Source organism: Pseudonocardia acidicola (genome assembly GCF_012911935.1).
Classification (GTDB): domain Bacteria; phylum Actinomycetota; class Actinomycetes; order Mycobacteriales; family Pseudonocardiaceae; genus Pseudonocardia; species Pseudonocardia acidicola.
This window is the reverse complement of sequence record NZ_JAAXLA010000022.1, coordinates 62,042-74,615: the sequence shown is the minus strand read 5'-3', so window position 1 is coordinate 74,615 and position 12,574 is coordinate 62,042. Positions and strand designations below refer to the sequence as shown.

General features: G+C 71.9%; 12 protein-coding genes. 8 read left to right on the top strand and 4 right to left on the bottom strand.

Features of this window, described 5'->3' with window-relative positions; translation table 11 throughout:
* The first annotated feature begins 264 nt into the window (after positions 1–264).
* Complete coding sequence (locus HF526_RS14100; protein WP_169381876.1) at positions 265–1,569, top strand: MFS transporter; 1,305 nt, start codon at positions 265–267, stop codon at positions 1,567–1,569.
* The gene (locus tag HF526_RS14095) at positions 1,566–3,038 is read left to right on the top strand and encodes an amidohydrolase family protein (protein WP_169381875.1); all 1,473 of its coding nucleotides are present in this window, start codon (positions 1,566–1,568) and stop codon (positions 3,036–3,038) included. The genes HF526_RS14100 and HF526_RS14095 overlap by 4 nt, the downstream gene beginning before the upstream one ends.
* Positions 3,039–3,044: 6 nt before the next feature.
* Here the strand turns inward: HF526_RS14095 and HF526_RS14090 are convergent, their stop codons facing one another.
* A complete protein-coding gene (locus HF526_RS14090) occupies positions 3,045–3,434 on the bottom strand; it encodes an alpha/beta hydrolase family protein (RefSeq protein ID WP_169381814.1) in 390 nt (129 codons plus the stop codon).
* 178 nt (positions 3,435–3,612) lie between these two features.
* On the opposite strand from HF526_RS14090, the gene HF526_RS14085 reads away from it, so the two are divergent.
* The 4 genes from HF526_RS14085 to menC are packed head-to-tail and all read left to right on the top strand — an operon-like array spanning position 3,613 to position 7,098.
* Positions 3,613–4,005 (top strand): serine hydrolase, encoded by a 393-nt coding sequence (locus HF526_RS14085; protein ID WP_169381874.1) that lies wholly within the window; start codon positions 3,613–3,615, stop codon positions 4,003–4,005.
* A 51-nt stretch (positions 4,006–4,056) separates the two neighbouring features.
* Positions 4,057–4,875, top strand: coding sequence for a GNAT family N-acetyltransferase (locus HF526_RS14080; RefSeq protein WP_169381873.1), 819 nt, complete (start codon positions 4,057–4,059; stop codon positions 4,873–4,875).
* Positions 4,868–5,995, top strand: a complete 1,128-nt coding sequence (locus HF526_RS14075) for a M20/M25/M40 family metallo-hydrolase (RefSeq protein ID WP_169381872.1) — start codon at positions 4,868–4,870, stop codon at positions 5,993–5,995. Before HF526_RS14080 ends, HF526_RS14075 begins: the two co-directional genes overlap by 8 nt.
* Positions 5,992–7,098 carry an o-succinylbenzoate synthase gene (menC, locus tag HF526_RS14070; RefSeq protein WP_169381871.1) on the top strand — a complete coding sequence of 369 codons (1,107 nt, stop codon included), beginning with the start codon at positions 5,992–5,994 and terminating at the stop codon, positions 7,096–7,098. Before HF526_RS14075 ends, menC begins: the two co-directional genes overlap by 4 nt.
* A gap of 7 nt (positions 7,099–7,105) precedes the next feature.
* On the opposite strand, the gene HF526_RS36920 is transcribed toward menC, so the two are convergent.
* Positions 7,106–8,701 (bottom strand): helix-turn-helix domain-containing protein, encoded by a 1,596-nt coding sequence (locus HF526_RS36920; protein ID WP_169381870.1) that lies wholly within the window; start codon positions 8,699–8,701, stop codon positions 7,106–7,108.
* Positions 8,702–8,877: 176 nt separating this feature from the next.
* On the opposite strand from HF526_RS36920, the gene HF526_RS14060 reads away from it, so the two are divergent.
* Positions 8,878–9,192: a hypothetical protein gene (locus HF526_RS14060; protein ID WP_169381869.1), complete on the top strand. Its 315-nt coding sequence runs from the start codon at positions 8,878–8,880 to the stop codon at positions 9,190–9,192.
* Positions 9,193–9,474: 282 nt separating this feature from the next.
* Here the strand turns inward: HF526_RS14060 and HF526_RS14055 are convergent, their stop codons facing one another.
* Together HF526_RS14055 and HF526_RS14050 are read right to left on the bottom strand one after the other, a co-directional pair.
* Positions 9,475–9,822, bottom strand: a complete 348-nt coding sequence (locus tag HF526_RS14055) for a type II toxin-antitoxin system PemK/MazF family toxin (protein ID WP_169381868.1) — start codon at positions 9,820–9,822, stop codon at positions 9,475–9,477.
* Positions 9,823–10,044 (bottom strand): ribbon-helix-helix domain-containing protein, encoded by a 222-nt coding sequence (locus HF526_RS14050; RefSeq protein WP_169381867.1) that lies wholly within the window; start codon positions 10,042–10,044, stop codon positions 9,823–9,825. It abuts the gene before it with no gap.
* Between the two features lie 444 nt (positions 10,045–10,488).
* Here HF526_RS14050 and HF526_RS14045 point away from each other — a divergent pair, with 444 nt between their 5' ends.
* Complete coding sequence (locus tag HF526_RS14045) at positions 10,489–12,462, top strand: potassium transporter Kup (RefSeq protein ID WP_338051469.1); 1,974 nt, start codon at positions 10,489–10,491, stop codon at positions 12,460–12,462.
* Positions 12,463–12,574: the final 112 nt, after the last annotated feature.

The window sequence follows — 12,574 nt, the reverse complement described above, 5'->3', positions numbered from 1 at the left end:
CCGGCGAAGAGGTTCGTCGGCATCGCCCATGGCCGGACGCCCTTGTGTCGTTGATACATTGACGCTTCTATTGGTCAACGTTACGTTGACAACGTGGCTGTGCTGGCCGACCGCGTGCGCGAGGGCCTCCGGGAGGCGTTGGCCTGGCTCGTCGGCGGTCGTCCGATCCGCCAAGACAGAGCGCGACACTTCGTGGGGATCGACGAAGCCGACGTCTCGGTCGGCAGCCAACAATCTGCGGACATCCGGAACAATGGAGGCCGCATGGGGCTGATCGGGCTCGACCCCGTCGCACGGTCACAGTGGACGCCCTCCCGCGTACGCCGCACATCGGTGGTCACCGTGGGGCTGCTCATGGGCATCTACGTCATCGACTACATCGACCGCGTCATGATCGCGATGGCGCTTCCGTTCATCGGCGCGGAGTTCGCCCTCGGCAAGACCGAGCAGGGCTGGCTGATCACGATCTTCTCGCTGGTCTACCTGGTGTTCCAGATCCCCGGGGGATACCTGGCCGACAGGTTCGGCTCCCGCCGGTTGCTCCTGGCCTCGCTGCTGTCGTGGTCGGTCTTCACCGCCCTGAGCGGGGTGGTCCGGGGCTTCGTCGCGCTGCTGGTGGTCCGGGCGCTGTTCGGCATCGGGCAGGCGCTGTTCCCGGGCGCGTCGTTCAAGGCGATCTCGGAGCGCACCACCCCCGACCGGCGGGCGACGGCGACCGGGCTGATGCTCTCGTCCAACTTCCTCGGAGCCGGGCTCGGGCCTCTCGTCGTCGCCCCGGTACTGATGGTGTTCGGCTGGCGGCACACATTCTGGATCGTCGCTCTCGGCGGTGTCCTGATCGCTGTTCTGCTCTGGACACTGCTGCCGCGGCCCCTCCCGCGCCGGCTGACCGTCGACGAGGCCGACGGGCCGGACACCGAGGCCGGGCCGGCGCCCTCCGGCGCGGCCTCGCTGCGGGCGGTTCTGCGTACGGGCGCGGTGTGGAAGTTCGCGGCGCTGTTCTGCGCGACGAACATGCTGAGCTACGGCATGATCACCTGGATCCCGAGCTATCTGCTCGAGGAGCGCGGCATCTCGCTGGTGCAGACCGGGGTGTTGGCCGCGATCCCGTTCCTGGTGATGAGCGTGTGCGTCTTTCTCGGCGGCTGGCTGTTCGACCGCTACTTCTCCCAGCGCGCCCGCGTCTTCGCGATTCCGGTGCTCGCCGCCGCCGCCGTGATGCTGGTGCTGATGCTGCGCGCGGGAACGACCGCCGAGTTCACTCTGTACCAGACGCTGGCGATGGGTATCGCCGGCCTGTCGTTCATGTGCGTCCTGGGCATGCCGATCCGTGCGTTGCCGACGGCGGTGGTCGCCTCGGGAATGGGAGTGGTGAACGTGGGTGGCCAGTTGGCCGGGGTGCTGGCCCCGGTGGTCATGGGCTTCCTCGTGGACCGGTTCTCCTACACGGCCGCATTCGGCTTCCTCATCGTCTCGACCGTGGCGGCCGCGCTGATCGCGATCTTCGTGCCCCAGCGTCCGTCCGAGTTCGCCATGGCAACCCAGCCCGGCCAGAAGGAGCACGCATGACCAGCTACGACCTTGTTCTGATCGGCGGCCGGGTGATCGACCCGGAGTCCGGGTTGGACGCCGTGCGCAACGTCGGCATCTCGGACGGGACGGTCCAGGCGATCACCGAGCGGCCGATCACGGGGACGACCACGGTGGAGGTGCCAGGGCTGGTGGTCAGTCCCGGCTTCATCGACCTGCACAGCCACTGCCACGACGTCGCCGGGCAGCGCCTCCAGGCCCTCGACGGCGTCACCACGGCCCTCGAGCTGGAAGCCGGGGTCTTCCCGGTCGAGCCCGCCTACCGCCGGGCCCAGGCGGAGGGCCGCCCGGTCAACTTCGGTTTCGCCACGTCCTGGGCCGTCGCCCGCATGCACGTGCTCGCCGGCGCCCCTGCCACCGGTGACCTGGAGGCGTTCTTCACCCATATCGCGCACCCGCAGTGGCAGCGTGCCGCCGCGCAGCCGGACGTCGACCGCATCCTCGGGCACCTGGAGGCCGACCTGGCGCAGGGCGCGCTCGGCATCGGCATCGTCGTCGGTTACGCGCCCCGGGTCGACCCGGGCGAGTACCTTTCCGTCGCCGCGCTGGCCGCGCGCCACGGCCTGCCGACCTACACCCATGCCCGAGAGCTGGTCGAACTGGACCCGGACACCCCGATCGACGGGGCCGAGGAGATCATCCGGGCGGCCGGGGAGACCGGCGCGCACATGCACTACTGCCACCTGAACAGCACCTCGCTGCGGCAGGTGGACCGGGTGCAGCAGCTGGTGGAGCGGGTGCGGCGGGAAGGGTCGCGGGTCACCACCGAGGCCTACCCGTACGGGGCCGGGATGACCGGGATCGGCGCGGCCTTCCTCGCTCCCGAGCTGCTGTACCGCCGCGGCCTGACCCCGCACTCGATCGGCTATCTGGCCACCGGCAGGCGCATGACCGACGCGCAGGAACTGAACCGGGTGCGCCAGCAGGACCCGGGCGGGCTCGCCTTCGTCCACTTCTTCGACGAGGACGACCCCGAGCAGTTCCAGTTCGTCCAGCGGGCCATGACCTTCCCCGACGCCGCGGTGGCGAGCGACGGCATCTCGCCGCTGTGGCGCACCACGCCGCGCGACCCGATGCTGTGGCCGCTGCCCGCCGACGTCGTCAGCCACCCGCGCACTTCCGGAACCTTCGGGCGGACCTTCCGCGTGCTGGTGCGGGAGCAGGGGCAGCTCAGCCTGACCGAGGCGATCCGCCGATGCAGCCTCGTGCCGGCGCAGGTCGTGGAGACCGCCGCGCCCGCGATGCGGCGCAAGGGCCGTCTCCAGCCCGGTTGCGACGCCGACATCACGGTCTTCGATCCCACGGTGGTCTCCGACCGGGCGACCTATGCCGCGACCACCCGCCCGTCGGTGGGCTTCCAGCACGTCCTCGTCGGTGGCGAATTCATCGTCCGCGACGGTGAGCTGCGCACCGAGGTGCTGCCGGGACGGCCCGTGCGGGCGGCCTGACGGGCGTCACGCCGCCGCGCAACGCTCGCTGATGACGTCGTTGACGCGGCGGCACGCCTTCCGGCCGAGCTCGGTGGGGACGTAGTTGAAGCCGTGCGAGCCGGCCACGTCGTGATGGTGAGCCGCCCCCATCGCGAACCCGCCTCCATGGAAGTGCAGATAGACCCCCCGGGGCTGCCCTTCGGGCGGGATCACCCGCATCGGCACGGTGCCGGCGGGGCCGGGCGCCTCGATCTCCTGCAGGCCCGGGACCGGGCCGGAGGTCGGGATGAGACCGCCGCCGGGTGTCAGGGTGCGCTCGTAGGCCTCGGTCATCTCCCTGCGCGCGGGGGCCAGGGTCATCTGCTCCTCGATGTGCCGGTTCCCTTCTCGGGCGTGCCGCCGGAGTCTGGCCATCGTGACCACGATCTGGCCGGCTTCCTTCGTTCAGCTGGACAAGAACCAGAGGTGAACCTCGTTGCCGACGACATAGGGCGTGGTCACGGCGACGCATACGTTGGGTCAGCCACGACACCGGCGACGGCGTCCGACACGGCGGCGTCCAGGTGGCCGACCACAGCGAAAGGCTTCCGTCATGACCGGCGACCCCGATGCCGCCCTCCCGGTCGTGCTCGCCGGACTCGCCGCCCGTCACACCGGGACCCTCGGTGTGGCGGCGCACGACCTGGCGGCTGGGGGAGTCGAGGCCGTGCTCGCCGGGCAGCAGCACCTCGACCAGGTGCCGAGGCATCTGCGCGTGCAGCCCTACGCCCTCGACCTGGGACGCGCCCCGGAGATCACGGTGGCGCACAGGACCGGCTTCCTCACCGGCACCCGCGCCGATACCGGCATCGTGCGCTTGCGCGACAGGGCCGGCTTCACCTACGCCGTGTTCCATCACGGGTCGGCGGACGAGCGGTTCCTGCCGGAGTCGGAAGGGCCGGTGCTCGCAGGTCCGGTCGGGAAGGCCCTCGTCGAGCACTGGTGAAGCACCGGCCGGCGCACGACAGATCCGCCTACGAAGGAGTACGACACAGCAATGACTGACACCGCGGTCCAGCCGGAGGTCGTGCGCACCGCATGGGCGCACGCTCGGCGCGCGGCCGAGCACTGCCGAGTCGACATACGGGTGATCGGCGCGGACGCCGTCGCCGCTGCGCAGGCCGTGGTGCGCGATGCCTGGGGGCCCCGGCAGGTGCCCCAGCAGAACCTGCTTCGGGCCCTGTCCCACGCCGGCAACGCCGTGGTCGCGGCGGTACGCGGCACGCGCCCGGTCGGGGTCGCCTTCGGCTTTCTCGGCTGGGCCGGCGGGCTGCACCTGCATTCGCACATGACCGCGGTCGTGCGCGGCGAGCAGTCCCGGGGCGTCGGCGTCGCGCTGAAGTCGTGGCAGCGGGCGCTGTGCCTGGACAACGGGGTGACCGAGATGCGCTGGACCTACGATCCGCTCATCGCCCGCAACGCCCATTTCAACCTGGTCAAGCTCGGTGCCCGGGTGCGCGAGTTCCTCCCCGACTTCTACGGCGCGATGGACGACACCGTGAACACGGGAGATCACAGCGATCGTTTCGAGGTGTCCTGGGAGCTGGATTCCGAGCGGGTGCGCGCCGCGCTGGAACGCCGCGGCACCGGTTTCACCGGGATCGGAGAGGCCGTTCACATCCCCGAGGACTTCGATGCCCTCCGCCGATCCGATGCGGCGGCGGGGCGAGCGGTCCGCCTGGCCGCCCGGGCGCGGTTCACCAGCTTGTTCGCGGACGGGCTGCGACCGGAATGGAGCGGCGGCGGCTACGTCTTCGTCCCGGCCGGCAGCGGCGCCGGCCGGCGCGACTCCACGGTGGGGGCGACCCATGGCTGACGCGGCTCTGCTGGCTCGGCTGCGCCACCGGCAGGACGCGATGCTGGCGCTGTTGCAGGAGCTCGTGATGACGGAGACGCCCAGCGAGGACCTCGATCGGATCCGCGCCGGTGTCCGCCATCTGTCCACTGTGGTCAGTGAACTGCTGGGCGAGCGGCCGGAGGTGATCGACGTGCAGGGGCGACCGCATCTGCGGTTGCGGGGCACCGCGCAGCGGCCGGTCCTCGTCGTCTGCCACCTCGACACGGTGTGGCCGGCAGGCACCACGCGGCGCTGGCCGTTCGCCGTCGCCGACGGGCGCGCCACCGGCCCCGGGATCTTCGACATGAAAGCGGGCCTGGTGCAGGGTCTGCATGCCGTGAGCGAGTTGGGGGGCCGGCCGGACGTGACGCTGCTGATCACGACCGACGAGGAGATCGGCTCGCCGGGCGGACGTGCGCTGCTGGAGGCCGAGGCCCGCCGATCCCGGGCGGTACTCGTCCTGGAACCCAGTGCCGACGGAGCGCTCAAGACCGAACGCAAGGGCATCTCGCTCTACCGCCTGCACGTCGAGGGCCGGGCCGCCCACGCCGGTCTGGAGCCCGAGCGCGGGGTGAACGCGCTGGTGGAACTCGCCCACCAGGTACCGGGTCTGGTCCAGCTCGCCGACGCGCGCCTGGGCACGACGGTGACCCCGACGACGGCGACGGCCGGTACCACGATCAACACCGTTCCCGCCACGGCGGAGATGTCGATCGACGTGCGGGCCTGGACCGTGGCAGAGCAGGACAGGGTGCACGCCGCCCTCGGCCGGATCGGACCGGTGGTCGACGGGGCCGCCCTGCGGCTGGCCGGCGGCGTCAACCGCCCGCCCCTGGAGGCGGGTGCCTCCGCGGCCCTCATGGCGCTCGCCGCACGGTGCGCGCGCGACCTGGGGCTCCCGGAGCCGGCCGCGGCGAGCGTCGGCGGCGGCTCGGACGGGAATTTCACCGCCGCCCTCGGCGTGCCGACCCTGGACGGCCTCGGGGCGGTCGGCGATCACGCACATGCTGAGGGCGAATACGTCCTCACCGCGACGATGCCCGAGCGGGCGGCGCTCGTGGCCGCCCTCATCACCGACCTGCTGGAGCACTGCCCATGAAGCTGCACGCTGTCGAACTGCGCCGGATCGCGATGCCCCTCGTCCGCCCGTTCCGCACCTCGTTCGGGGTGCAGACGAGTCGCGACGTGCTGCTCGTCCGGGTGGTGACCGACACGAGCGAGGGCTGGGGCGAGTGCGTCGCCCTGGCCGCCCCGGTGTACAGCAGCGAGTACGTCGAGGGAGCGCACGCCGTGCTGCGCGACCACCTCGTCCCGAGGCTGCTCGCAGAGCCTGCTGTCACCGCGCGGGCCGTGGCCCCGCGGCTCGCCGATGTACTCGGCCATCGGATGGCGAAGGCGGCCCTCGAGACGGCGGTGCTCGACGCCGAGCTGCGTGCCCACGACATGTCGCTGGCCACCTATCTCGGCGCGGTGCGCACCGAGGTCGAATGCGGGGTGTCGGTCGGGATCGCCGCATCCGTCGATCAACTGCTGGCCGAGGTGGGCGGGTACGTCGACCAGGGCTACCGCCGCATCAAATTGAAGATCGAGCCGGGCTGGGACGTCGAGCCGGTCAGGGCCGTACGCGAATCCTTCGGGCCCCGGTTGCGCCTGCAGGTCGACGCGAACACCGCGTACGACGCCGCCACCAGCGTGCGCCTGGAGGCCCTCGACGAGTTCGGGCTGCTGCTGATCGAGCAACCGTTCGCCGAGGACGATCTGCACCAGCACGCCGTGCTCGCGCGGCGGATCGGGACGCCGGTGTGCCTGGACGAGTCGATCACCTCGGCGCGGGCGGTCGCGGACGCGGTACGGCAGGGCGCGTGCAGCATCGTCAACATCAAGGCCGGCCGCATGGGCGGCTACCTGGAGTCGGTGCGGGTGCACGACGTGTGCGAGGCGCTGGGCGTTCCGGTGTGGTGCGGCGGCATGCTCGAGACCGGGATCGGCCGGGCCGCCAACCTCGCCCTCGCCGCCCTGCCCAACTTCCGGCTCCCGGGGGACACCTCGGCATCGGATCGCTATTACGCGGAGGACATCACGGAGCCCTTCGTGCTGCGCGACGGCATGCTGCCGGTGCCGACCGGCCCCGGAATGGGCGTCGAGCCCCGGCCGGACGTGCTGAGCGCGCTGACGGCGAGCGTCGAGACCCTCCAGCCGTAGCGCGCCGCTACCCGAGCAGCCGCAACTGGAGCCAGAGCATCAGGCGCTCCATCGGGTCGCTCAGGTCCACCCCGGCCGTCTCGCACGCCCGGCGCAATCGGTAGCGGAAGGTGTTGGGGTGCACCTGGGTGCTCGCCGCCGCCGCGGTGATGTCACCGAAGTGATCGAGGTACGCGCGCAGCGTCGCGACCAGTGCGGGGTGGCGGTCGCCGGCGTGGTCGCTCAGCAGGCGCAGCGGCCCCTCCTGCAGGTGGGGCCGCTCGCGGATCAGGTCCAGCACCTCGAGCAGGTTGGCGGCCGCGCCGACCTCGTCCAGATCGGCCACAGCACGCCCCGAGCCGACGCGCAGCAGCGCGCGCATGACGCGGTCGGCGTCGTGTCGGGACGCGGCGACGCGGTCCACGGAGGCGACGGACCGGCCGACTGCGGCGTACACCTGCGCCTGTGTTGCCGCCGTGGCACGCCGGGCGCCGTCGGCCGCGAACCGGCGGATCTGGGCGGGAGCCATCGCGTCGCCGGAGAGCACGACGTAGACCCGCGGGCCGACGTCGACGCACAGCGCGGCGGGCCGGAACGTCGCGACGTACAGGTCGACGACCGGCAGCAGCCGGTTGACCGGCGGGCCGCCCGCCGCGGCCTCGAAGGCCGTCACGGCGTAGGGCGCCTGCGGATCGAGCCCGAGCCGCACGGCCGCGACGTCGGCCGCGGTCCCGTCGAGGAGATCGCGCACCATCGACGTGCGCAGGTTGCTCTCGGCCCGCAGCTCCATGCGATGGCGCATGATGTGCAGCGCCGCGGTCTGGGCCGCCTCGCGGAGGACGGTCGTGTGGTCGCCGGCGAGGGGCCGGCCCGTCTCGGCCACCCAGATCGAGCCGAGCAGTTCACCGGCGGCTCGCACGCTGATGGCGACCCGGGGGCTGAGCGCGACCTCGGGAACCGCATCCATCCGGACCACGTCGTCGCTGGCCAGCAGCTGCCGGAGGACGCCGCGTTCCTGGAGGATCCGGGTGTACTTCGGCGGCACCTGACGGCCGAGGATCGTCTCCTTGCGTGGTTCGTCCACCTCGTCCTTGACGCTGGAGTAGGCGAGCACGTTGGACTGCGGGTCCTCGATCGTGACCGCCCCCCGGAGCTGCGTCGCCAGCGAGTTCGCGAACCCGAACAGGTCCCCGAGCGGCACGCCGGCCAACTCGTCGTGCCGGGGGCTGGTGATCCCGACCCGCAGCATCGTCGCCAGGTGAGCCCACGGCACGTCGGTCCTGGCCGTCAGGACGGCGAGGCGGTGCCGGCGAGCAGCCTCCGCCACCGGCTCGGGCAGTTCGTCGTCCACGCGCAGGACGACGGCCGCATAACCCTGCGCGGCCGCCCTGCGGACGAAGGTGACCGCACCGGGGGAGCCGCCGTTCACACCGACGGCGAGCAGCGCCTCACCGCTGCCCTCCGGAAGCTCGAGCAGCGGGTCGTTGACGCTGACGCCGGTGAGCGGCCGGTCGAGCGAGGCCTCCGGCGCGACCGCGACGGTGACCAGGCTGGGGCCCAGGCGAGTGATGATCTCCCCGAGCGCGTGGGCATCACCCCGGCCCGGGCCGGCAGCGGCCCTCACCGCGGCCGCGCGGTGGACATCTCGCGAGGTGCACCGGTCCGTTCCCGCGCGTGCTCGAGCATTCAGGCACCCTACGGTCCGGGGCCGGTGGCGTGTCGCAGACGCCACCCTGACCGCGCTGCACGTGCTGAGCAGAATCTGACGGCGTACCCACCCGAGACGGAGCGAGGAACATCATGACCCATCGTGTCTTCTTCCTGAACAAGCTGCGCCCCGGCGTCGACCCGGCCGACTACGAGGCCTGGATCCGGCGCACCGACTACCCGGTCGCCCGCAGTTGCGCGGCCATCCTCAGCTACGACGTGACCCGCATCGAGGGCACGCTGGACGGGGAGGGCACCCCGTCGGTGAACTACCTCGAAGTGATCGAGGTGACCGACATCGAGGAGTACCGGGCCGCCGGCAAGACCCCGGAGTTCGTGGCGTTGCTCGAGGAGTGGGCCACCTACGTGGAACTCGACGAGGCGCTGCACGGGGACGTCATCGAGTAGCGGCCCGGGTAGCGCCGGCCGCGGCAGGCTCGCCGCGGCCGGCGCTCTGCCCGGCGGCCGGCTCGGAGCCGTTGCCGTGGGCCGCCGGATCAGCCACGCCGCCCGCGGATGAATGCCTCATCGTCAGGGTCGGTTCGCTCGGGGGCGCCGGGCTCTGGTCCATGGCGCGAACGCTCGAGCCTTGCGTGCCGCCTGTGGCCCGCCCGCCGCAGCGACAACCCGCTGGGCGATGCGGGGCCGCGCCGGGTTCGGCGCGGGTCGCCGGAATCGCCGTTGCGTCAGCTACAGGGCGAGGTGGACCCGCAGGGCCTCATCAAGTGCGCGCACCTGGGCTGTCGGCAACACCCCGCACCGGCGCCCGACGCGCTCGACCGCGATGGAGCGGACCTGCTCGGCCTGCGCCTTCGAGTCGCGCGGTAGCCCCGTCACCGCGGCCGGGAGAAGGACCTGAAAGGGGTAGACCCGCTCGGTGTTCGAGGTGACCGGGACGACCGTGACGACGCCGCGGCCCAGACGCGCCGCCGTCTCGTTCGCGGCATCGTTGCTGACCACCACCGCGGGCCGGGTCTTGTTCGCCTCGGACCCACGAACCGGGTCCAGATCGACCATGCGGATCTCCCCGCGCCGCACTCAGTCCTCCAGGCCATCGGCCGCGACCGCGTCCCAGGCGTCGGCCTCCCCGGAGGCCGCCCAGGAGCGCCAGGCGTCCTCGTAGGCGTCGGCGAGTCGGCCCGCGCGCAGCACCGCCACCGCCTTGTGCAGGGCGGCCGAGCGGGACGGATATCCCTGCTCCCGGGCGTAGGCGTCGAGGAACTCGATGTCCTCCGCGGGCAGGCTCACACTCACCTTCACACCTCGATGCTACCCATAGTGCTACCCAGGTGGTAACGCCTTGCGTGTCTGTGCGTGGGTGCCGTGCGGGCCGACCTCCGCTCGGCCGGTCCGGGGTGGGGCCGACGGTGAGCCTTGTCGTCATCGGTTCTGGCCCCCTTCTCGGATGAGTAACCCCTGGTGATCAGCGCGTGTCTGGTTGCCGGGGAGGGGGCTGGAAGGTGGCCAGGCGGGTGGAGCTGTTCGAGGCGATCCGGCGTGATCGACGGCGGGAGGGGCTGTCGATCCGCGCGCGAGCTGCGTAACGGTGCACCTGTAGGACCGCGAGGACGGGGCCGTACGCCCTCACCGTTGCCGGCCACGTCGCAGGCGCGCGCCGCGGTCTCCCTGCGTCGTGTGCCGGGCCGCCGTTAGGACGGCGTCAGGGCCACGATTCCGGCCCGAGCGAGTGGGTACGGCAGCCCCGTGACCAACCTGGTGCCCGGCGGGGCCGGCCGGCGAGAGACCGTGCCGGTGGCGGGTCCGCCGGAACGGCACGCCGCGGCCCCGCGGGTCGGTCGGGCGCCGCTGATGCTGGCTGCGCTCGGGGTGGTGTACGGCGACATCGGCACGAGCCCGCTGTACGCGATGCAGACGGTCTTCTCGATCGACAACGGCGCGGTACAACCGACCCCGCTGGACGTGTACGGCGTGGTCTCGCTGATCTTCTGGTCGATCACGCTGGTTGTGTCGATCAAGTACGTCCTGTTCGTTCTGCGGGCGGACAACGACGGCGAGGGTGGCGTGATGGCGCTGGCGGCGCTGGCGCGTCGGGTACTCACCGGCACGCCGGGGCGCCGGGCGGCGTTGGTGATGGCCCTCGGCGTGCTCGGCGCGGCGCTGTTCTACGGGGACAGCGTGATCACCCCGGCGATCTCGGTCCTGTCCGCGATCGAGGGCCTGGAGGTGGTCTCACCCGGGCTGGCCGACCTGGTGGTGCCGATCGCCGCCGCGATTCTCGCGATGTTGTTCGCCGTCCAGCGGTGGGGGACACACCGGGTGGGCAGCCTGTTCGGACCGGTGATGCTGCTGTGGTTCGCCGCGGTGGGCGTCGCGGGGCTGCGAGAGGTGTTCGGCCGACCGAGCATCCTGCAGGGGTTGTCGCCGAGCTACGCCGTCGCGTTCGCCGCCGACCGGCCCTGCGCCGCGTTCATCGCGATGGGCGCGGTGGTGCTGGCGATCACCGGGGCCGAGGCGCTGTACGCGGACATGGGCCACTTCGGCCGCTCGCCGATCCGCCGGGCCTGGTTCCTCATCGTCTTTCCGGCGCTGACCCTGAACTACCTGGCCCAGGGCGCGCTGATCCTGCGCGACCCGGCGACCCGGGCCAACCCGTTCTACCTACTGCTGCCGTCCTGGGCGCAGCTCCCGATGATCGTGCTGGCGACCGTGGCCACGGTGATCGCCTCCCAGGCGGTGATCTCCGGGGCGTTCTCGGTGTCGCGGCAGGCCCTGCGGCTGGGATTCCTGCCGCACCTGCGCATCCGGCACACCTCCTCGCGCCAGGAGGGCCAGATCTACGTGCCTGCCGTGAACCGGGGCCTGTTCGTCGCCGTGCTGGCGGTGACGCTGACCTTCCGCGCCTCGACGCGGCTGGCCACCGCCTACGGCGTCGCGGTGACCGGCACCTTCCTGATCACCACCGCGCTGTTGCTGGCGGTGGCACGGGCGTACTGGCGGTGGCCGGTCTGGCGGGTGCTGGTGGTCGGGGTCGTCTTCGGCGTCGTCGAACTGACCTACTTCGCCGCCAACCTCACGAAGGTGACGCACGGCGGGTGGCTGACCCTGCTGATCGCCGCCGCCGTCTTCACGGTCATGATGACCTGGCAGCGCGGCCGGGAGATCGTCACCGCCCGCCGGCACGAGCTGGAGGGGCCGCTGTCCTGGCTTCTCGACAAGGTCCGCGACGCGGGGGTGCTCCGGGTGCCGGGCACCGCGGTGCTCCCGCACCCGACCAAGGACACCACCCCGCTGGCGCTGCGGGCCAACCTCCAGTTCAACCACGTGCTCCACGAGCGGGTGGTCATCATCTCCGGGCGGACCGAGACCGTGCCGCACATTCCGCGGGACCAGCGGCTGACCGTGGACGACCTCAGTGATCCCGACGACGGGATCGTCCACATCACCGCGCGGTTCGGCTTCCAGGACCGGGCCGACTTCCCCGAAGTGCTCCGCCAGGCGGCCGCCCGCCACCTCGGGGAACTCACCGGCGAGCTGGACCCCGACAAGGCGTCGTACTTCGTGTCCCGGATCAGCCTGCGCCGCACCGACCGGCCCGGGATGAGCGCCTGGCGCAAGGCGCTGTTCATCAGCATGGCCCACAACGCCGCCAGCCAGGCCGAGTTCCTCTGCCTTCCCTACGACCGCACAGTGGTCATGGGCTCCCACGTCGACCTGTGACGCCGCGGCATCCCGGTCGTCGTCGCGCCGGACGGGGACTCGGACACCCGTGACGTGATCCGTGGCCCGCAACACGTCGGTGATCTCGACGAGCCAGGACTGCCTGCGGCCA

Coding starts and splice junctions, on each gene's coding strand:
- HF526_RS14085 (WP_169381874.1), top strand. CDS start 3,613: ATGACCGGCGACCCCGATGCCGCCCTCCCGGTCGTGCTCGCCGGACTC.
- HF526_RS14090 (WP_169381814.1), bottom strand. CDS start 3,434: ATGGCCAGACTCCGGCGGCACGCCCGAGAAGGGAACCGGCACATCGAG.
- HF526_RS14080 (WP_169381873.1), top strand. CDS start 4,057: ATGACTGACACCGCGGTCCAGCCGGAGGTCGTGCGCACCGCATGGGCG.
- HF526_RS14100 (WP_169381876.1), top strand. CDS start 265: ATGGGGCTGATCGGGCTCGACCCCGTCGCACGGTCACAGTGGACGCCC.
- HF526_RS14060 (WP_169381869.1), top strand. CDS start 8,878: ATGACCCATCGTGTCTTCTTCCTGAACAAGCTGCGCCCCGGCGTCGAC.
- HF526_RS14095 (WP_169381875.1), top strand. CDS start 1,566: ATGACCAGCTACGACCTTGTTCTGATCGGCGGCCGGGTGATCGACCCG.
- menC (WP_169381871.1), top strand. CDS start 5,992: ATGAAGCTGCACGCTGTCGAACTGCGCCGGATCGCGATGCCCCTCGTC.
- HF526_RS14075 (WP_169381872.1), top strand. CDS start 4,868: ATGGCTGACGCGGCTCTGCTGGCTCGGCTGCGCCACCGGCAGGACGCG.